Raw genomic sequence first — 19,619 nt, forward strand, 5'->3', positions numbered from 1 at the left:
ATTAATCTTCAAGGATTGATATATAAAAGCTGATTATCAGCTTCAATCAATAATCATCAGACCCGAAGTGGAAACAGAGTTGATCGGCAGTAGTCGCCTCATCTAGCACAATCAATTATAATTTCGGTGTTCCCAAAGTGGGTATGGTCCACATTAACTCTACCTGATGCTCACGATCACCTCTTCGATATGTCACACATCAGGATCTCAGTTGTTGTGGCTGGCGATCTTATGTCCAGAAGTGCTAATCTACTTCGCAACAAGCCTTATGGTCTGGCTATGGGGCCTGAGTTAGAAAAAGGATCAATAACCGAGTCTCGGTCGTTACTCCTGTCCGAATATATCCCCCTTCGCCTCAGATCATAGCTGGGGAAAGTTCAGACTAACAGGCGTCAAGTAAGGAAATCACTTTGTACACAATACGTATTTGATGTAATATTTTATAATTGTTCATAGTTTCGAAAACACATTTAATACATGGCGGTAATGGAGATATTTTTGTGCCAGATACATTGACCTGCATTGTTCTTCCTGTGGTTTTTCCTGCCAAAAAAAACATTATTACGTCGCGTGTTGGTATACCTGCTACGAATGACGCAGAATTTGAGCGCGATACAGAGATATTCTCACCCGATACAGTTGCGGCTGATCTTCGTACACGGTATTCATTACCCGTCCATAGTACTCCCGTCTTAAGAGGGCAAGATTTTGGACTGTGGGAAGGATGCTCTCTCAAAGGACTCTCCCCTGACGAACTCTTTTTTCTGACGCAGGATCCATCTTTTGTTCCGCCGCAAGGAGAAAGCCAGCAGCATTTTTTCGAGCGCATCAGTGCATGGCTTCATGATCTTCCAATCGATCAAGATGATGCGGTTGTCATGGCTGGCCCAACCGTGATGCGAATGCTCATGTTGTGCGTATTGGGCTGTGACGCCGGAAAAGCTGCCTGCCTTGATCTTGAAGCAGGTGTTCGCTTCAGACTCAGCCGTCGTGGCCACTGGCGCATGCGCCTTGGTTAGCTCATGCGCCGTAATCTCTTCTTACCCGTGGTATCGGAACCTGAATTCATAGATTGCTTTTCGTAATTTGGGGCTGGAAACAGATCGTTTCTGTTGACAAGAACCCACTATTTCCTGTCTAGGAATAGCCAGCCATGGTTCTTTTCGTGTGTTTTCTACACGGAAAGCTAAGAGGGAAACCGGTGCAACACCGGTGCTGCCCCCGCAACTGTATGCTGTGAGGCTATCGGAACGAACGCCACTGTTATCTTCGACTGATAATGGGAAGGCTCCGATATGCCGACGACCAGCAAGCCAGGAGACCTGCCATAGCGTGAAAGTCACGGACGGAGCTGCCGCACGGGGTGTGTCGGAAGCGAAGCGATGCTCCATCGTTTCCACCGCGGTGACGCCCTGTCGGAGCGATTGTCGTGCGTGCCGTATCTCGCGCCTTTGGCCTGTTGGCTATCAGTGTTGGCTGTATTTCATCTATCTGCGCCGTTGCGGCACAGCCCCTGAAGGGAAAAGCACAACCCCTTAAGAAAACCGGCACCCTATGGAACGGCGCACCCGAAGAGATAACGTCGTACGGCAAGACCCCGACGCTCAGGACAACTCCGGCCATTGCGGGCAAGCTCGGTCTGTCAATCCAGCATTCTCCCGCCACCATCAATGTCGTTTCGCATGACCTGATGATGCAGCGCGGCTATGCTCAGGCCGAGGAAGCCGCGGACAGCGCGCCCGGCGTGACATCAGGCGGTTCGCCTGGCAGCCCGGCACAGCTTCTGATGCGCGGATTCAGCGGCAACCAGATCCTCGTGCTGCGGGACGGTATCTATTTCGGTCCCACCACGATGGTGAACCGCCCGCAAAACAGCTTCAATCTCGAAAGCGTGCAGATCCTGAAAGGACCTTCATCCGTCCTCTATGGACAGGGCGCTGTCGGCGGAACCGAGGACATGCGGACCCGCGATCCCACCTTCGATGCACCGCATGCCAATGCCCTGCTGTCCTACGGCAGCTTCAATACATGGAATGCAGGCATCGGTGGCTCGGCGCCCATCACGAAGACGCTCGCCATCCGCACTGATTTCAGCCGCACGTCATCGGATGGCTATGTGAAAGGGGCCGATCCCCATTCGAACGATTTCACGACAACCCTTTTGTGGAAACCTACAGACAAGTTTACTGCTCGCCTGAGCATGGATTATCTGACCGATCGTCTCTCCACCTATTATGGCACACCGCTGGTCAATCTGTCGCAGACGGGCGGACGTGTGGGTGGTCTCCTGAGTTCCTCGCAGGGGCTCGGTATCACCAAAGCCTCGATGTGGCGTTATTATAATGTGCGTAATGCACAGGCGAGTTCTGTGAATGCCACGCCAACTCTTCATCTGGAATGGCAGGTCACACCGAATATCCTCATCCATAACAGCAGCTACTTCATCTATTCGAAACGCTTGTGGAACAATGCCGAAAGCCTCAGTTATATTGGTTCTTCGGGCAGCACGGACGCAAGCGGAAACACGATTGCCCCGGGTCGCATCGGGCGTGACAGATTCTACGTTTTCCAAAACCAGCATCAGGTTGGAGATAGTCTCTACGCCCGGTTCGACTCGACGATCTTCGGCATGAAGAACCGCTTCATCCTCGGTGGTGATGCCTACTATCTTCGCTTTATCCGCAACCGCGGCTTTCCCAACGCGGATTACGCCGACAGTGTCTCTCTCGCCAGCCCGGAACAGACGGAACTGGGAGATTTTGCCGGTGAATATCCCTACAAGAAATCTCCCACGACCATGGTGCAGGCAGGGCTGTACATGGAAGACGTGTTGACCATTCGCGATGATCTGCGGCTTGTCGGCGGGTTTCGTTACGACTGGCTGTCGCTCAACCGGCAGAATTACAATCAGGATGGCAGTTACAGCGCAGCGACCAGTTTCAAAGGCCACTATAACCCGGATAATTTTCGCATTGGTCCGGTGTTCGATATTACGAAAAACGTGAGCGTGTATGGTGTCTACACAACAGGAGAAGATCCGCCGGGTTCCAATCTGTTCCTCGCTAACCGTGGCCAGTTCACGCGTCTGAGCCATTCAAGGCAGGGCGAGATCGGCATCAAGGCGAATGCCTGGGATGGTCGCTTCACGACGACACTGGCATTCTACGACATCCGCCGCACCCGCATGCTCGTCGCGACGGGCGTCGATACGGTGGCCACGGCCGGTGCGCAGAAATCGCGCGGTCTGGAATGGCAGGGCGATCTCATTCTAGATCGTCATTGGAGCCTCTCCGGCAACGTCGCCTATACCTATTCACGTTACGGCTCCTTCCACCCCAGTGCCTCGGTCGATGCGTCAGGCAATCAGGTTCCGGACGTGCCGGCTGTCACCGCCAACCTGTGGGCTATCTGGTCCCGTGTGCAGGGCCTGCCTCTCGATCTTGGCGCAGGTATGCGCTACGTCTCGTCCCGCAAGGGCGATTACGCCAACACCCTGACTCTGAAGGATTATGCGCTCGTGAACGTCTTCGCCGCATGGCATGCCTACAAGGGCGTGACCATGTATGGTCGTATCGACAATATCGGCAATAAGCGCTTCATCCAGTGGGCGGACACCAGCTATCCCGATCAGGTGCTTCTGGGCGCGCCCCGGTCTTTTTCCATCAGTGTTCAGGCCGGTTTCTGATAGTCTGCCAGCCATAAGGAGTAATCATCAATGACCACCAGCACTCTTCCTCCCGTTTCCGCGGCGTCGCCGATCCCTGTGAAGTCCCTGCTGCCATGGGCTGTTTTCGGAACGCTCCTGTTCGCCCTGCTGCTCTATTTCGTCGGTGCGGAACAGGGTGCGACATCCCTTGTTTCCGGCCATATGGTACATGAATTCGTCCATGACGGACGCCATCTTCTCGGTTTCCCGTGCCACTAACGGAGACCTGAGAACATGATGGGCCGCCTGCTGTCCCGGGGAATGTTCGCCGGGATATTCGCCGCACTCGTTGCTTTCCTATTTGCGCGGATCTTCGGTGAATCGCAGGTTAACCTCTCCATTGCTTACGAGGCTCACCAGGCCGCTCTGGCGCATGAACCGGCCGAGCCGGAACTGGTGAGCCGCGCGGTGCAGGCAGGTTGGGGGCTACTGACCGCGATTGTGATGTACGGCGCAGCCTATGGCGGCCTTTTTGCAGTGCTGTTCGGATGCGCCTATGGGCGCGTGTCCCGGTTGCCGGCGCGTCAGATGGCCCTTTGGCTGGCCATTGCCTGCTTCGTGGTGGCCGTGCTGGTGCCCGACCTCAAATATCCGCCCAATCCGCCAGCGGTTGGATTGCCGGAAACCATAAATCTTCGTACAGTTTCTTATTTCACGATGCTTGGACTGTCGTTCTGTTCGGCGATCATCGGGCTTCTTGTGGCGCGCCAGACAAGGGGCCTTCTTGGTAACTGGAATGCCAACTTTTTGGGTATCGCTGTTTTTCTCGTGTTGACGTGTGTGCTTTCGTCTTTTCTACCAGATATCAGCGAGGTTCCCTCCACATTCCCGGCGTCGGTGCTCTGGCGGTTTCGCGAAGCTTCCATAGGTATGCAGCTCATACTTTGGACAACGCTCGGCGTTGTGTTCGGCCCTATGTCCGAACGTGCGCTTGAGGCTCCAATGCGGCGGCTGTGACAACCTCTGCGCATCATTATATTCGCAAACGTCTGCTGAGAACTCTTTATATCACCCATCGCTGGCTGGGAATCAGCGTCGGGATGCTTATGATGTCGTGGTGTCTCTCAGGGATGGTGATGTTGTGGCACCCTTGGCCTACTCCAGAGCGTGCTGCAGCAGAAAGAGTGCATGGTCTTTTACATTTGCCTGCACACTTGCCCGTGATTGGTGTCCTGAACGAGCCCACGACAAGATTCCAGTCGTTCCGCCTCAACATGACCGGTTCCGAGCCGGTTCTTACCGTCGTCCCTATTTCGGGTGTGCCTGTCAGCATTGATTTGAGGACAGGGAAATCTGGTTCCATCACACCAAGCGACGCCAGAGTCAGCGCACAGGCTTACGCGACCATGGTCGGGGTACAAAGTCTGCCTGTTTTCACTGGCACGACCATGGATGACCAGTGGGTCCTTGATACACCCGGTAGGCTGACTGGTTTCGAACGATTTCGCTTCTCGGGATCGAAAGCACTTGTCGTCTATATATCGTCATTGACGGGGGATGTGGTACAGGCGACTGATACGAGTTCGCGCGCATGGGCCTGGATGGGTGCCATCCCACACTGGCTCTATCCTGCCATATTGCGACGCAACCCTCTGACATGGAAATGGGTCGTCATCGTGCTATCCGGGATAGGAATATTCCTTACCTTGGCCGGCATGTTCATTGGCGTCTTGCGTCTGAAACGACGATGGCCATGTTCGTATTATCGTCGCTGGCATCTCGCCCATCATTTGGGTGGTATGGTGTTTGGCCTTCTTGCCCTATCCTGGATCACTACTGGTTTTTTCACCATGAAACCGGGCGGTGTTTTTGCAAGCGAGCGAGAAGCACGCTCGCCCGTGCATGTAACAGGAAGTGTGACGGGCGAGGAAATCCTCGCCGTTCTTAACCGAATCATTCATCTGCATACGAGTGACTGGACAGACGTACGCAGTGTATTTCTGCAAGGGCGTATCTTCCTGGCTGTCACCGATTCTGCTGGCGATCACACACGACTGGATGCCCAATTGTCGCCGTCGCTGCTCACAACAACAGAACTGGGCGCATCAGCTACCTTTCTGGCATCATCAGACCTGTACTATTTCAATCGCCCCACGCACACTCGTCATTTCCCTGTCATTCGTATAGCCGCTGCGAACGGAGTGCTCTTTTATCTCGATGCACAAACGGGAGAAGTTATCACCGCTTTCGATAGTGGAGCACAAAAGTCCCGGTGGTGGGTTTATGGACCGCACGATATGGACTTCTGGTCGTGGTTGCGGTCTCCTACGGCTCGTTTGGTGGTTATATTCCCGATCTTGTGCTGTGTCCTGACCATCTATTTAACGGGCGTCACGATCGGTATGAAACGGCTCGTTTTTATAAAACGCCGATGGTGTTCGAAATAACGTAGAGGGATGTCTCCCCAAACTGACAGTCAGTTTTAACAACAGATAATGGCGTCTTTTCTGTAATCTCCCATTTATTCTTCAGAGCATATCGCCTGAAATCAATTTTCGATGCATGATGCACCCTCTGCGAGTAAGGCGTGCTGCCGCACTGCCCCACCGCGCGGAAAATCCGGCGGCTACATATCCCATCAATATCAATGACGCACGAATGCTGCCGCGATCCATTTTGGGTATGCCATACTCACCACTTATAGGAATGGAAAGAATAAAACGGCACTGTTCTTTTGTGAGATCTTTTACTGCCAAATAGGATCTGGAAGCCCCACTCTGGGCTGGATAATTCACGACGTTATTCAAGGGCAGCTTCCTCCCGTCTTATGAACAGCAATACATGCTCATCGCGGCTTTTTGCGCACCGACCAGGTTCTGGACCGCAATATAGGCTTGCGCGTAATGCTCCCTGGATGCGTTTGCTGACATGTCGGGCAACGTCATTACCATCTCCATGGCCGCGTTCAGTAGCGGCCTGAAGTGTGCTTCCACATGGTTGCCGCGTTCCTGATGTGCGGTTGGTAAATCGGCAACCATCATCTGGAACAGGTCATACCCATTTTGCTGCAATTGTTCCTCTTCGGGTAAAGAGTCATTCTGCCTCAAAAAAGCAAGAACGCAGGTGCGGTCGGGTGCGAGGAGAATAATCTTTTCAAGCAAAGGGTGGAGAACAAGAGAAGGCGGTCGGATAAATTGCGGCCTCATGGCACTGCCTTTCCCGCGCCATCCGGCACCTGACCACATCGTCTGAGCAGATCACGAAGTTGATTAATAACCGGAAAGACTTCCTGATTATGGTCGCCACCGAGATCTTTCCATGCAGCCTGTTCCAGCTCGACGATCTCACGATCCTCATAGAACACACGCTCTGTGAACGCGACCAGTATTGGCCACGCCAGATCGAGTACAAAAGGCACCTTCAGTCGTTTGATCGATAACAGCCCGAAGACACGATTGGTCAGTTCCTCATGGTCCTGCGGGACATATGAGATCCAGAGTTCCATGACGGGTTCCTCAATCCCCTGTGTTTCAATACGCAGGCTCTGGTAGGGATATTGTGTCCTGATGGTCATGACGTCACGATAGGCAAAATCCCGGCCGTCGCGACGTCGCTGGCCGTAGATCAAAGCCTCGCTCAGAGGCTGCTTGCCACCCGTTCGTGCAAACGTATAGCGGGCCTCGACAAAACCATCACCGTGATCCATTCCCAGAAATCGAGGCTTCATTTTGCCGACAAGGCGACTGTGCAGAACCTGATGATTCATATCCATCAGGTTTTCATGCATGAAACTGTAATGACAGTTCACGACCTGACCGAAGCGGCGCGTGCGGTAACGCCTGTCTCTCGCCCTTGGCGAGTCAGGAAGCGGGGTCTTGTCCGCAAGAGACTGCTCCCCCATGAAAACAAAAATGAGCCCATCTTTTTCCCGGCAGGCCCAGGTCCTGAGACGCAGACATTGTGCCTCGGCAGAGACATCGGACGAAACACACTGGCCGTCCCTGTTATATCTCAGACCATGAGCGATGCAGCTTATTGCGTCACCATGCACGTCGCCTTTGCCCAAAAGAACCTGCCGGTGAGGGCATAGCCCGTCCAATGCGTAAGGCTTGCCGCTCTTTGGACGAACAACAACAATATGACGTCCGGCAAACCGGACATCGATTGCTTTCTCCCGTCTCAATTCACGGGACCATACAACGGGATACCAGAAGTCAGGATTAGTTCTGATACGCCTTAAATCGGTGTGTTCTGCGCATCCGGGATGTTCTGAAGTTTGATGAAATTCGTTTTCCATTGCCTCGGCATTTCATCCGGCTCAGATCAGGGCGAAAGGACGTAACGCTCCAGTATGGAGTGCCGTCCCGTCTCTCACATTTTGTCTGAGCAAGCGTAACCGTTATCACTACCGGACAAGGCGCGTGATTGCCCGGTTCCTGGACCCGAAGTGCTTAACGGCCAGGGGCTTTCAGCAGCACGAACATGTGTCGCGCATATCGGTCAGAAATGACGGGACAAGGGACTGTGGCCTGAAAAGATCCGGTTAACCGATTCAGCAGGAATGGTGGAAGCACGAGGCAGACAGGCATAGACTTCTCTCCTCCCTTCGGTCATCCCGCCCGACGGTTGGTGGCTGAACGATGGCAGGTCTCCTGGCTCACGGATCATGGCAGACTGGTTCCAACCTTCCCGCCCCCTATGGGAACAGTGGTCCACGTTCAGGGTGAACGAACCAGCAGCATACCGCCTACAGTTGCGGGAGCAGCCACCGACTCTGCCTCTGGACGGTCATCTGCCCAGTGCGTGACGGCGTTCCCTATTAACCCGCTCGCGCGGGACCATCGAAGCGTTCGCCCTTGCACCATGCCGCCAGATGCACATAGCGCGCAAGACGGAACATCATGGAACGACAGAAGGCAGATATCGATTTTTTACATGCTGGATGGCAGGTCAGTCTCTGATCTTATCCATTTTCGGCGTGAGCCTGATCACATTTAATCCATGAATGATATTTATGGTTTAATGAAATCAAATCATTTCTGTTCAATGAAGTCTTCCGGCATAAGACAGGCACGGCTCTTAACAGCAGGCATGATGAAGGCTTCAATGATCAGGGAAACCGCATTTGAAATAAAGCGCATTCGCTTCGATGAGAATTATCATCCATCCGACAGAACGCGTCTCACGACCAATTTCGCCAATCTGGCAAGAGGGGAAAGCCGTCAGGAAAACCTGCGCAACGTGCTCAGGATGATTGACAATCGTTTCAATGGCCTGGCGCATTGGGACAACTCCATGGGGGATCGTTACTCCGTCGAGCTTGAAATCGTTTCCGTTGAGATGGACCTTGCCTTTGCCGGCAAGAACGACAGCTTTCCGCTGATCGAAGTTCTGTACACAACGATTGTCGATAAAAAGACCAACAGGCGCATAGAAGGTCTCGCAGGAAACAGTTTTTCCTCATATGTGCGGGATTATGATTTCAGTGTGCTGCTGCCCAACTACAATAAGGACAAGGCAGAATTCACCGTTCCTCAAAATTACGGGGATCTGCACGGAAATCTCTTTAAGAGCGTTGTGAACTCCACTGCTTACAGGGAGAATTTCAGGAAACTGCCCCTCATATGCCTCAGTGTGTCAACCAACCGGACCTATCATCGGACCGAAAATCAGCACCCGGTTCTGGGGATTGAATACCAGCAGCATGAATTTTCTCTGACAGATCAGTATTTTAATAAAATGGGGATGCAGGTCCGTTATTTCATGCCCCACAATAGTGCAGCGCCATTGGCATTCTATTTTTTTGGTGATCTGCTGTCTGACTATTCGACTCTTGAGCTTATCAGCACCATCAGTGTGATGGAGTCTTTTCAGAAGGTCTACCGTCCTGAAATCTACAATGCCAATTCTGCTGCGGCTGACTGTTATCAGCCTAGCCTGAAGCATCAGGACTATTCAAACACGCGAATTGTCTACGACCGTGAAGAGCGGAGTCAACTGGCGACCGCTCAGGGAAAATATACGGAAGAAAATTTCGTCCGCCCATATCACGATATTCTTGAGCGGTGGTCTGCCAGTTACGCTGCCTGATCAATCAGAAATACAAGGTTATCTCTCATGAAAACACTGCTCCCCACCTCAACGGCTGGCAGCCTGCCCAAGCCGTCCTGGCTCGCAAAGCCCGAGACCCTCTGGTCGCCCTGGAAATTGCAGGGTGAGGAACTTGTCGAAGGCAAACAGGATGCGTTGCGCCTGACTCTGGACGATCAGGACCGGGCCGGCATTGATATCGTCAGCGATGGCGAACAGACGCGTCAGCATTTCGTCACGACGTTTATCGAGCATCTCAGCGGCGTCGACTTTGAAAACCGTCAGACAGTTAAAATTCGCAATCGTTACGATGCCAGTGTGCCGTCCGTTGTCGGTGCCGTGGCACGCGAGAAGCCCGTCTTTGTCGAGGATGCGAAATTTTTGCGCACGCTGACAAAGAAACCCATCAAATGGGCGTTGCCTGGTCCCATGACCATGATCGATACGCTTTACGATGACCACTACAAAAGTCGTGAAAAACTGGCGTGGGAATTTGCCAAGATCCTCAATCAGGAAGCGAGAGAGCTGGAAGCGGCTGGCGTCGATATCGTCCAGTTCGATGAGCCGGCATTTAATGTTTTCTTTGATGAGGTGAATGATTGGGGTATCGCCGCATTAGAAAGAGCCATTGAAGGGCTGAAATGCGAAACCGCAGTCCATATCTGCTACGGCTATGGCATCAAAGCCAATATTGACTGGAAAAATGCTCTTGGGGAAGAGTGGCGTCAATATGAAGAGATTTTTCCCAAGCTGCAAAAATCTAATATCGATCTGATTTCACTGGAGTGTCAGAATTCCCGCGTCCCCATGGATCTGATCGAACTCATTCGTGGAAAAAAAGTGATGGTTGGCGCCATTGATGTGGCCACCAAAACCATCGAGACGCCCGAAAAAGTCGCTGATATTTTGCGCAAGGCACTCAAGTTTATCGATGCCGACAAACTTTATCCCTGCACCAATTGTGGGATGGCGCCTTTGCCGCGTGACGTGGCGCGAGGCAAGCTCAACGCTCTGGGTGCTGGTGCGGAAATCTTACGCAAGGAACTCTCGGTTTAGGAGGCTATCGGATTAGAACCGTGGCGGTTGAGGGTATGACTTTATAAAATGAATGGAAATAGTATGTTTGTACGATTATATGCCGTTTGCGCATTTATTGAGGCAAGGCATGGGTGTTCTTGAACGCAGTCATCTGACGATCATTCAGGAAGTTGCCCGCGAAGGTTCGCTGACCGCTGCCGCGGTCAGACTGAATCTCACCCAACCTGCGCTCAGTCATGCCATCCGCAAAATTGAAAACCAGTTGGAAGTAAAGATCTGGCGGCGTGAGGGGCGGTCTCTTGTGCTCACCCAAGCGGGTGAGTGGCTATTATCACTTGCCAACAGACTGCTCCCTCAATTTGAACTGGCGGAAAACAGGCTGCAACAGTTCGCCAATGGCGAACGAGGAACACTCCGCGTCGGCATGGAGTGCCATCCCTGCTATCAGTGGCTCCTGAAGGTGGTTTCTCCCTATTTAGAGAGATGGCCGAAAGTCGATGTTGACGTGCGGCAGAAATTCCAATTCGGCGGTATTGGGGCGCTGTTCAGCAATGAGATTGATATTCTGGTGACGCCTGACCCGCTTTATAAACCGGGTCTGATATTCACGCCGGTTTTTGACTATGAACTCGTACTGGTTGTTGGCCCCGAACATCCTTTGCGAGGCGCGAAGTTCGTCATGCCGGAACAGCTTGCTGGCGAGACATTGATTACGTACCCCGTTCCACCCGAGCGACTTGATATCTATACGCAATTTCTGCAACCAGCGGGTTTCGGCCCACGACAGCAGAAGCAGATCGAGACAACGGATATCATGCTGGTGATGGTGGCTCATGGTCGGGGTATTGCAGCTCTTCCACGTTGGCTTGTGGAAGAGTATCGCTCCCGGTTTGAACTTTACCCGGTCAAGCTTGGTAAAAAGGGTATTGCAAAACAGATATTTCTTGGCCGTCGGGAAACTGACGAAGAGATCCAATATCTGCGGGATTTTATCGAATGCGCTGGCTCACCTTCTTGAACTATTTGAGGATATTTTTTTATCTTCTTCTTTTGCCATGTCCGGCTTGTCTATTCTCTTCCCGATAACCAACATTCCGTTCTCCCCCCGTTGCTGACGTAACTTCCGCCAGAATAAGCAGTTAAATTCTCACGAAATTAGCCCGCTGTTTTTATCATTAATCAGTGGATTTTTATGGCCTCAGCAGAACATTATCTGGATTAAATGGATTCATAAGCCGCTGATAAATAATAACTTTGATTATCATTATCTAATGGATTTCGACAAACTAACCGTTGGTATTACGGCCAAGTGTCTATCGTTCGCTTCATTCTCGAATCTAGATCGGAAGCGTCATCTTCATGCCAGTTGTGAACGTACAAGATGTTTGCAAGACGGCGACAGTGTATCCCATATTGACGATAAGCCTTGATGAGCTCATCCGATGGATCTGTTACTCTTGCGTTGTAACGCTGACCTCCAATTGTCCGGAAAGTCTCGCTGCAATTCTTAATACCATGCGGACGCGGACCTATCGTTCGGTTGTCAGTCATTTCTTTGCAGTCCTCATGTTTCTGGCACGCCTGTAAATAGCTTGCCGCGTCACCCCATAATCGTCTGCTACATCTGCGGCTCTCTCTCCGGCCTGTATCCGTTTTACGGCCTCTAAAACCTGTGCATCCGATACAACCTCTTTCCGTCCGCCGGTCTTGCCTCTGGCTCGTGCCGCTGCCAAGCCGTTGACTGTTCGCTCAACGATCAACTCGCGCTCCCACTCAGCCATCGCGGCGATGATTGCGAAAATCAGTCGTCCCGTCGCGGTTCTCGTATCGAGGTCCATTGAAAGAACCTTCAAATCAACACCTTTGTCGTGCAGGGCTTTGACTGTCTGCACCACTTCAACTAGGTCTCTGCCCAAGCGGTCTATCGCAGTGACCACGAGAACATCACCGCCGCGCAATTCCTTCCAGCAGTTTATCCAACCGGGACGCTGCATGTTCTTCCCGCTGGCCTTGTCCTCAAAAATTGCTGCCGGTTCGACGCCATATTTTACTAGCTGGTCGATCTGACTGCGATTGTTCTGGTCATTGGTGCTGACGCGGACGTATCCAATTAACGCGCGCTGTCCAGCCTCCTGCGGACAATCGGACAATTTCAAAACCCTGTTTTGTGTGAGATTTGTTTATAACCCATGCAGGAATTAATTGTCAACTTACTTGACAGATCATCAGGTGTAAACTATGATGACAATTAATCGGAAGAGGGAGAATTTCTTCCGAATGCCAACGCCAAATAACGCTGACATCCAAACCCCGGAGATTTGTTATGAAGAAGAACATTCTAATTTTGATGTTTTCGGCAGCTATACCATCAGCGTATGCAGTCTTCCGCTGATGCTCAAATACAGAAGAAAATGATGCAAAATTACCTGAAATATATCGTCTGCACGATCGCAACTGGCGTCCTTATAACCTGGGGTATCCATGCTTTTGAAGGGCAGGCTGTTCCGATGCCACAAGCTAGTGCTTCTCCTCCTTCGGGCGGATGTGGGGTAATAACGAAAGCGTGGATCGAACAAAAAGGAGGAGGAGGCAGTTTTTTGAACCGTGCTCCAATGTATAGCGAATACCATTTAGCTGTTCGATATAAGAGTGGAGGGTCAGATACTTTCCTCGTTGATGAAAATGAGTTTGGCGCCTTTAAGGAGGGAGACCCGATCACTGTCTCTTGGGCTAAACGAAAATGGGCCATGGGTGAGGAAGGTGAATACTGGGCCCCAACTAGGAAATACGGCTGCGATTGACACCCAACTCCCGGAGAGTTTGCCTTGCAGAAGATTTCAGCACTTCTGGCTTTTGCCGTTTTTGTCGTGTGTCCTGCACATGCGACCGAACCGGTGACCTCTCTCACCGTGAGGGACCATCAAATCACAGTGCACACAGTTGGTCAGACAGATCACGTAATTGCAGTGGATGGATCAATCCTGGAGCACGATACCGACAATGAGCAAGTGGGGCTTCTCGGCCCTTACACAGGACAGGGACATACCTATGTGCTGCTGGCAGAGAGCGCGGGCGGCAATGCCTGTGAGATGCAGTTTCAGGCGGTCGATCTCACGCCCTCCCCTGCCCGCCTCAGTCCGGTGTTTGGCAACTGCAGTCCCGATGTGCATGTGAAGGTCACAGGGGGTGAGCTGCACGCCACCACAGGCGGCTATACGGGGCGCCCCAGCGTTGGATCGCCGAAGATCCCCGGCGAAACTATCGTTTTCAGGGATGGCAAGTTCACCCCTGCCCGCTAAACAATAAAGGGTAATGCTTGACGCTCTCCACCTGACCGGATCCTGGCCCGTTCTTCGCCCGCGTGTTCTCGAACAGGTGGATCGTCTCACCCGGCAACGTTTGGGCGAGGCCGACGCTTCGGCCGACGTATTGCGCCCCATTCTCTCGACCGCGTGCTTCTCCCCTCCCCTGCCCGTCTTCATCGCCGGCAGCGCGCTTCCCGATGGCGATTTTCTACCGGACACTGAACTCCCCCAAAGCGCGGAACATGCCGCCGTTGCCCGCACGATGGTCGAAACCGCCCTCCCCTCCCTTCCTGTTGGTTTCCGGCTTGAGCTGGTGCTGGAACTTGATCGCCAACGGCTGGCGTTCGTCGCGGCCGTGGTTTCGGTTGACCGTGGCAAGCCAATGTCCGCGCAGGCTGAGAGAGAAGGTCCGGACGCGATTTCCGTCCCTGCTCCTATCGGACAGGCTCCAGCCAATGTGGCGCGCTGGTTCGCCGCCCTGTCCGCAGTGGAGATCCCCGAACACGACGGGCGACTGAAGACATCGCAGGCGGCCGTTGGTGCCTTCGTGCAGCTTGGCAAGGCCGCCAATACCCGTCGCGCCTATCGCTCGGCCATCGCAGGCTGGTGTGCGTGGGCGGGAGGTCATGGGCTTTCCGCCCTCCCCGCCCACAGCGAAGACGTGGCGACCTATCTCGCGGATCTCGCATTGCGGGGACGGAAGCCGGCCACGATCGAACTGCATCGCGCGGCGCTGCGTTATCTCCATCACATCGCCCATCTTCCTATTCCGACTACACACGCGCTCGTCTCCGAGACGCTGGCGGGCATTCATCGCGCCCCAAGGAAAACACTGCCGCGTCAGGTAAAGGGTCTGACCTGGGAGATGATCTGCGAGGTTGTCGATGCGATCCCGATGACCTCGCTGGTGGACGCCCGTGACCGCGCCATTCTGCTGATCGGTTATGGCGGCGCCTTGCGCCGATCCGAACTGGCCGCGATCCAGCTTGAATACGTCACGCTCGACGACGACTGCATGCGGATCACCCTCCCCCGGTCAAAAGGCGACAAGAAGCATCACGGTACCACGATCATCATTCCGCGCGGGATCACCCGGCATTGTCCGGTGCGCGCCTGGGAGACGTGGCTGCGGCAGTCAAAGCTGACGCCGAAAAAAAAGGTCAAGGGAGCTAAGGTCGACAGCGAGAACACGAACACGGCGGCCTTCCCGCGGATCTGGGCACCGGCGGCTACGAAGGACAACAAGCCGCCCTCTGCCCCGAAAATTGGCACGGAGAGCCTCTCGGACTGGTCAGTCGCCAAGATCATCAAACAGCGTTGCCATGCGGCCGGGATCGAGGGTGACTTCAGTGGCCACAGTCTACGCCGTGGTGCCATCACAACCGGCGCGCAGGACGGCTTCGACCTCACGTCGCTCAAGCGCTTCTCGCGGCACCGCGATTACCGCGTGTTGGAAGCCTACATCGAAGAGGATCAGGCGCTCACGAAGCATCCAGGGAAGACCCGGTTCTGATTGCCGAGTGATCCGCCCCGCATTTGTGTTCATTGCCGACGCGAGACACCTGTGTTTTTTGCTGACGACCGAAGTGACCTGTTGATGGCCGACAGAGACTCGAGTCTGATTCTTCAATTAAGAAAGTCTTAACGCCGTGAAAAGGGAGTTTTGTGTTCTCTGCTGACGTTTATTTCGATAGAGTTTTCCCAGTGTTTTTTGCCGACGGATGCAACCGACCGCTTCAGCGCAGGCAGTTATCCACATAGCGAGATGTGTTCGTTGCCGACACCGAAAATTGGAGCCAAAAAAAAATATCTACATTTCAATGCACTAGGTTTTTATCCACGTGTTGATTGCCGACGAAACAATATTACTTACAATACTTCCTAAATTGTTCTTGCGTCAGCAAACAACACTCCGACGCCAGCAGTGCGTCAGGGACGAACACATCATCCGCGCCGTCAGCAAGAAACACATCGACAGGCTCACAAGACCGTGCATTTTCTCATCACCTTGGAATAGCTTGGATAACCAGTGTGAAAGACCGAGCCCCGGAGCAGGATGATCTCTTTGAAAATCTCCACGGGCTCGTAGAGACCCACGGAGCAAATGAAGCTCTGACATTCGCCCAATCATATGCAGCTAATCGCCCCTCACCACGCCCCCCGTCCCTCCTCGACGTAGTCGCCGGGCGTTCGGGCCGTAAAGTGATAGATGCCGTATCCTCATCTCTCGTAAGGGAAGCGGAAGGTGGCGGCGAGGTCGGATATACGTACACCGCATGGTGTCTTGCAGGTCTCCCACATAAAGATCGCGACCCTGGCGAGGACTGGCTAATAAAGACGGATTACGCACAGCTCTTAGTACGGCCAGGGGTGCGCCTTCGAGATGATGACGTAAGAGAAGACCTGTCAGTACCCTCTGGTGCAATCGCTCGACTGCTCCTGATTGATTGGCAGTCCGAAGCACTCGAGAATCGCAGTAGAGAAATATATCTTGGCAAAAGTCCCGCCGCGCTACTCAAAAAGCTTGGCTTGAGCCGTGGCGGTCCAATTTCCAGGAAGCTCTTGGAACAGATTGAACGGCTCGCGACCTGCACAATCGACTTCAAGTTTGGAAACGACCAAGCGGGCGTGGTCGTAAATGAACGGTTGGTAGAAAGCTTCCGCTATGTAGGCGAGGTCGATCCCCGCACTAAGCGGACTACGCGGATGATCGAACAAATTACACTTTCTGAGGCGTTTTATAATGAGTTGCGTCGTCATCCAGTGTTAATCGACCGCGCGGCTATTAAAGATATCCAGACATCGCCACGAGCGATTGACGCTTATCTCTGGCTGGCATTTCGCTTGCACGCTCTGCGTGACGAAACGCCTGTTTCTTGGGCGGCGTTATGGAAGCAGTTCGGTCGCGAGTTCAAACTGTTGCGCCAATTCAAAGCAGAATTTCAAGAACCTCTTGCGTTAGCCTTGGCTGCCTACAGAGCCGCAAAAGTAAAAGTCACGGAGAGGGGAGTAGTCCTATCACCCTCCCCTCCACCTGTAGATCACTAAGTATTCTTTCTGACCTTCGAGAAATCCTTGTACAGCTGTGGGATCTTCTCCAATAAGAAGGAGACAAACTCAGGCGATTTCTCACTCCGAATGTCGATGCGACCTTTTCGGTCGCCAGATTCGGCCTTCACAATCAAATCCTTGTCAGGCGATTGCCAAGATAACGGCTCACGGTTCGCTCCCGTGACAGATGAGGCTTTCGGTCCGACCGCTGCTTTGTAGGCCGCCATAAAACGCTTTTCATCGTCCGCGTTGTGCTCAGCTGTTTCACGAATAAACTTTAGGCAGCGTTTCTGCCCACCCGGAGATTTTAATGCGTCAGCGAAGTCCAACCATCGCTTTCTCCCGATACTCGGGCAACGCCCCAAGTAGGCTACAATTTCGTCATCGAGTTCTCTCGCGACACTGATGAGTCGAGAAAGTTCAGTCTTATCTATTCCTAAAGCGGCCATGGCAAGGTCACGACCATAACCTAGCTTCTCGAGCTTTTTTGCGAAAAGAGCACGCTCTAAGAAAGAAAGATCTGTGCGCTCGCTGTTCTCTTGGCCTTGAGCGATTAATAGGTCTGCATCGCTTAGTTCCTTGACTATCGCTTTGACGGTGATGCCAAGCTCTAAACAAGCCTTCAATCTTCGATGACCGAAAGCGACCTGATAGCGTCCTGATGTTACAGGGTTCGGACGTACCAAAATCGGCGACAGTTGACCACGATCTGCGATGGCGTCTCTCAACGACAAGAATGTATCGTCTGGAGCATCAAGACGGTCAGGTAGAAACGAAGGGTCCACAATCCCTGGATCAAGCTCAATTACATGGGCTCCGTCCCGAAGTTTCTCCTCAAGCTTTTCGGCTTCGTTCGCCTTAGCTTTGAGGTCCCCAAGGCTGCGAGCAACAGACCCGAGCGCACCGCTTCGGCTAAACGTACCTGACGGTTTTACTTCGTTTGGGCGATTGGCGTCGGTTTGGGTCGATAGTAATTTTCCGAGCGTGTGGTTACGGGCCATGTTCTAACTCCTCATGTATTTCAAAAGTGCTGTTGACAGGTGTCAACAGCGGGCTAGCCGTCCCTACCCCACGCACGAAATATGAGTTCTCGTATCTCGTTATTAACTGCGTTGACGGATTCCAAAGCGCGGTCATAAGTCGATCCGGTAAATTGCTTTCTCTCGATTTCAAAAAGGGACTGTTTTGTAATCGCCGCATCTGAAATGGCCGTAGTCTTGAGCATCGGATGCGTCAGGACGTGGTCGCCAAATAACGAGCGCATAAACGCTGCCATCTGCGTCTGCGGGCCATCGGACGGCTCGAATCGTGTAAGAAGGTAGCGGACCCAGCTGTAAGACACGTTGGCACCCGCGTTGCGTAAATGAGTCATCACGTCGCTCATCATCATGAGAAACTGACACATCGACATAACGTCCAACATCTGCGGGTGAACAGTAATAAGAAGACCTGTCGCAGCACAGACTGCAGACATTGTAAGATACCCGAGTTGTGGAGGACAGTCGATCACAACAACATCGTAGTCATCTTCCACCTCTTGTAGCGCTTCGTCTACACGCGAGAAAAATACTGCGCCAGCCTGGTCTGAGGACGCCAAAAGCTTCGGCGTTTCATATTCGAACTCCATCAGTTCGATATTGCCCGGCACGATATCCAAGCCGGGAAAATTTGTGTGGCGAACGATATCTGAGAGCGGACGTCGCTCGTTGTCATATCGTATCGCACCATAGAGTGTTTCGTTGGTATGGACGTCAAACTCAGGTTGGAAACCATGGAGCGCTGACAGGCTGGCCTGCGGGTCCAGATCAATCGCGAGAACGCGCAGACCGTCAAGAGCTAGTCCCTGGGCAAGATGGGCTGCCGATGTTGTCTTTCCGCTGCCACCCTTGAAGTTTACAACGGCGACTACCTGAAGACCTTCATTTTCATTGCGCGTTGGCAAGTAGTTCCGGCCGTTCCGGGTGTTCGATGCGAGGAAGCGCCTTAGTTCCCAGATTTGCTCAGCTGAATAGCTGCGACGGCCTCCCTTCCCCACATGAGGGCTTGGTCCTTTCCCCTCTAATGCGAGGTTGCGGAGATAGGCAGGGGTCACCCCGATAAGCTTGGCTACCTCCCCGATTTGAAATTGTCTCAAACCCTTTCGCGCATTTGGAGGAAACAGCTCCATGCGATGTGCCTGTAGTTGAGTGGAAAGCATTTCTGCCTGTTCAGAAAGTAGGACGTCCATGCCCTCTTCAAGCGGCGTCGTTAGGTCCATCGGTAAATTCCTGATGTGCGCTCGAAACCGCCACATGCGGTAGGTGGCGCGAAAAAATACTATAACCGCATTTACGGATCGAGTTGACAGGTGTCAACCGAACTCTTGGGGCTCAGGGACAAAACTGATTTTGGTGCGACCGGCGAGTTGACACCTGTCAACATTCGACAAGGACAGAAGGACAGAAGGACAGAAGGACAGAAGGACAGAAGGACAGAAGGACAGAAGGACA

General features: G+C 52.9%; 18 protein-coding genes and 2 riboswitches. Of the genes, 12 read left to right on the forward strand and 6 right to left on the reverse strand.

What is annotated here, in order from left to right:
* Positions 1-500: 500 nt before the first annotated feature.
* The 5 genes from ABF824_RS03655 to ABF824_RS03675 all read left to right on the forward strand — a co-directional run bounded on the left by ABF824_RS03655 (position 501) and on the right by ABF824_RS03675 (position 6,093).
* Positions 501-1,019: a histidine phosphatase family protein gene (locus tag ABF824_RS03655; RefSeq protein WP_415486497.1), complete on the forward strand. Its 519-nt coding sequence runs from the start codon at positions 501-503 to the stop codon at positions 1,017-1,019.
* A gap of 118 nt (positions 1,020-1,137) precedes the next feature.
* Positions 1,138-1,345, forward strand: a riboswitch (cobalamin riboswitch).
* Positions 1,346-1,429: 84 nt separating this feature from the next.
* Positions 1,430-3,685 carry a TonB-dependent receptor gene (locus tag ABF824_RS03660; protein WP_415486499.1) on the forward strand — a complete coding sequence of 752 codons (2,256 nt, stop codon included), beginning with the start codon at positions 1,430-1,432 and terminating at the stop codon, positions 3,683-3,685.
* Between the two features lie 30 nt (positions 3,686-3,715).
* On the forward strand, positions 3,716-3,925 hold the full coding sequence (locus ABF824_RS03665) for a CbtB domain-containing protein (RefSeq protein WP_415486501.1): 210 nt from the start codon (positions 3,716-3,718) through the stop codon (positions 3,923-3,925).
* A 15-nt stretch (positions 3,926-3,940) separates the two neighbouring features.
* Positions 3,941-4,663, forward strand: coding sequence for a CbtA family protein (locus tag ABF824_RS03670; protein ID WP_415486502.1), 723 nt, complete (start codon positions 3,941-3,943; stop codon positions 4,661-4,663).
* Entirely contained in the window at positions 4,660-6,093 is a 1,434-nt protein-coding gene (locus ABF824_RS03675; protein ID WP_415486503.1) for a PepSY domain-containing protein, read from the forward strand. Before ABF824_RS03670 ends, ABF824_RS03675 begins: the two co-directional genes overlap by 4 nt.
* Before the next feature lie 81 nt (positions 6,094-6,174).
* Here the strand turns inward: ABF824_RS03675 and ABF824_RS03680 are convergent, their stop codons facing one another.
* The 3 genes from ABF824_RS03680 to ABF824_RS03690 are packed head-to-tail and all read right to left on the reverse strand — an operon-like array spanning position 6,175 to position 7,943.
* A complete protein-coding gene (locus tag ABF824_RS03680; RefSeq protein WP_415486504.1) occupies positions 6,175-6,453 on the reverse strand; it encodes a hypothetical protein in 279 nt (92 codons plus the stop codon).
* 18 nt (positions 6,454-6,471) lie between these two features.
* Complete coding sequence (locus ABF824_RS03685; protein ID WP_415486505.1) at positions 6,472-6,852, reverse strand: hypothetical protein; 381 nt, start codon at positions 6,850-6,852, stop codon at positions 6,472-6,474.
* Complete coding sequence (locus ABF824_RS03690) at positions 6,849-7,943, reverse strand: Rieske 2Fe-2S domain-containing protein (protein WP_415486506.1); 1,095 nt, start codon at positions 7,941-7,943, stop codon at positions 6,849-6,851. The genes ABF824_RS03685 and ABF824_RS03690 overlap by 4 nt, the downstream gene beginning before the upstream one ends.
* Before the next feature lie 327 nt (positions 7,944-8,270).
* Positions 8,271-8,504: riboswitch (cobalamin riboswitch) on the reverse strand.
* Positions 8,505-8,752: 248 nt separating this feature from the next.
* On the opposite strand from ABF824_RS03690, the gene ABF824_RS03695 reads away from it, so the two are divergent.
* The 3 genes from ABF824_RS03695 (at position 8,753) to ABF824_RS03705 (ending at position 11,792) form a co-directional block, all read left to right on the forward strand.
* Positions 8,753-9,736, forward strand: a complete 984-nt coding sequence (locus tag ABF824_RS03695) for a DUF1852 domain-containing protein (protein ID WP_415486563.1) — start codon at positions 8,753-8,755, stop codon at positions 9,734-9,736.
* Between the two features lie 27 nt (positions 9,737-9,763).
* Positions 9,764-10,792 carry a methionine synthase gene (locus ABF824_RS03700; protein WP_415486507.1) on the forward strand — a complete coding sequence of 343 codons (1,029 nt, stop codon included), beginning with the start codon at positions 9,764-9,766 and terminating at the stop codon, positions 10,790-10,792.
* Between the two features lie 109 nt (positions 10,793-10,901).
* A complete protein-coding gene (locus tag ABF824_RS03705) occupies positions 10,902-11,792 on the forward strand; it encodes a LysR family transcriptional regulator (protein WP_415486508.1) in 891 nt (296 codons plus the stop codon).
* A gap of 529 nt (positions 11,793-12,321) precedes the next feature.
* Here ABF824_RS03705 and ABF824_RS03710 read toward each other — a convergent pair.
* Positions 12,322-12,930 carry a recombinase family protein gene (locus ABF824_RS03710; RefSeq protein WP_415486509.1) on the reverse strand — a complete coding sequence of 203 codons (609 nt, stop codon included), beginning with the start codon at positions 12,928-12,930 and terminating at the stop codon, positions 12,322-12,324.
* Between the two features lie 219 nt (positions 12,931-13,149).
* Between ABF824_RS03710 and ABF824_RS03715 the strand changes: the two genes are divergently transcribed.
* From ABF824_RS03715 to ABF824_RS03730, 4 genes are all read left to right on the forward strand, one after another.
* Complete coding sequence (locus ABF824_RS03715; RefSeq protein WP_415486510.1) at positions 13,150-13,575, forward strand: hypothetical protein; 426 nt, start codon at positions 13,150-13,152, stop codon at positions 13,573-13,575.
* Positions 13,576-13,599: 24 nt separating this feature from the next.
* Positions 13,600-14,073, forward strand: a complete 474-nt coding sequence (locus ABF824_RS03720; RefSeq protein ID WP_415486511.1) for a hypothetical protein — start codon at positions 13,600-13,602, stop codon at positions 14,071-14,073.
* A 13-nt stretch (positions 14,074-14,086) separates the two neighbouring features.
* Complete coding sequence (locus ABF824_RS03725; protein WP_415486512.1) at positions 14,087-15,592, forward strand: tyrosine-type recombinase/integrase; 1,506 nt, start codon at positions 14,087-14,089, stop codon at positions 15,590-15,592.
* An 857-nt stretch (positions 15,593-16,449) separates the two neighbouring features.
* Positions 16,450-17,127: a replication protein RepA gene (locus ABF824_RS03730; protein ID WP_291365211.1), complete on the forward strand. Its 678-nt coding sequence runs from the start codon at positions 16,450-16,452 to the stop codon at positions 17,125-17,127.
* Here ABF824_RS03730 and repB read toward each other — a convergent pair.
* Together repB and repA are read right to left on the reverse strand one after the other, a co-directional pair.
* Positions 17,124-18,131 carry a plasmid partitioning protein RepB gene (gene repB / locus ABF824_RS03735; protein ID WP_415486513.1) on the reverse strand — a complete coding sequence of 336 codons (1,008 nt, stop codon included), beginning with the start codon at positions 18,129-18,131 and terminating at the stop codon, positions 17,124-17,126. The genes ABF824_RS03730 and repB overlap by 4 nt on opposite strands.
* A gap of 53 nt (positions 18,132-18,184) precedes the next feature.
* Positions 18,185-19,387 carry a plasmid partitioning protein RepA gene (gene repA / locus ABF824_RS03740; RefSeq protein ID WP_291365191.1) on the reverse strand — a complete coding sequence of 401 codons (1,203 nt, stop codon included), beginning with the start codon at positions 19,385-19,387 and terminating at the stop codon, positions 18,185-18,187.
* Positions 19,388-19,619 lie beyond the last annotated feature (232 nt).

The sequence above is a fragment of the Acetobacter sp. genome (assembly GCF_047721705.1).
GTDB lineage: Bacteria > Pseudomonadota > Alphaproteobacteria > Acetobacterales > Acetobacteraceae > Acetobacter.

Excerpts from the sequence above, each read along its gene's own strand:
- repB (WP_415486513.1), bottom strand. The coding sequence starts at position 18,131 with ATGGCCCGTAACCACACGCTCGGAAAATTACTATCGACCCAAACCGAC.
- ABF824_RS03690 (WP_415486506.1), bottom strand. The coding sequence starts at position 7,943 with ATGGAAAACGAATTTCATCAAACTTCAGAACATCCCGGATGCGCAGAA.
- ABF824_RS03700 (WP_415486507.1), top strand. The coding sequence starts at position 9,764 with ATGAAAACACTGCTCCCCACCTCAACGGCTGGCAGCCTGCCCAAGCCG.
- ABF824_RS03665 (WP_415486501.1), top strand. The coding sequence starts at position 3,716 with ATGACCACCAGCACTCTTCCTCCCGTTTCCGCGGCGTCGCCGATCCCT.
- ABF824_RS03670 (WP_415486502.1), top strand. The coding sequence starts at position 3,941 with ATGATGGGCCGCCTGCTGTCCCGGGGAATGTTCGCCGGGATATTCGCC.
- ABF824_RS03725 (WP_415486512.1), top strand. The coding sequence starts at position 14,087 with ATGCTTGACGCTCTCCACCTGACCGGATCCTGGCCCGTTCTTCGCCCG.
- ABF824_RS03715 (WP_415486510.1), top strand. The coding sequence starts at position 13,150 with ATGCAGTCTTCCGCTGATGCTCAAATACAGAAGAAAATGATGCAAAAT.
- ABF824_RS03695 (WP_415486563.1), top strand. The coding sequence starts at position 8,753 with ATGATCAGGGAAACCGCATTTGAAATAAAGCGCATTCGCTTCGATGAG.
- ABF824_RS03685 (WP_415486505.1), bottom strand. The coding sequence starts at position 6,852 with ATGAGGCCGCAATTTATCCGACCGCCTTCTCTTGTTCTCCACCCTTTG.
- repA (WP_291365191.1), bottom strand. The coding sequence starts at position 19,387 with ATGGACCTAACGACGCCGCTTGAAGAGGGCATGGACGTCCTACTTTCT.
- ABF824_RS03705 (WP_415486508.1), top strand. The coding sequence starts at position 10,902 with ATGGGTGTTCTTGAACGCAGTCATCTGACGATCATTCAGGAAGTTGCC.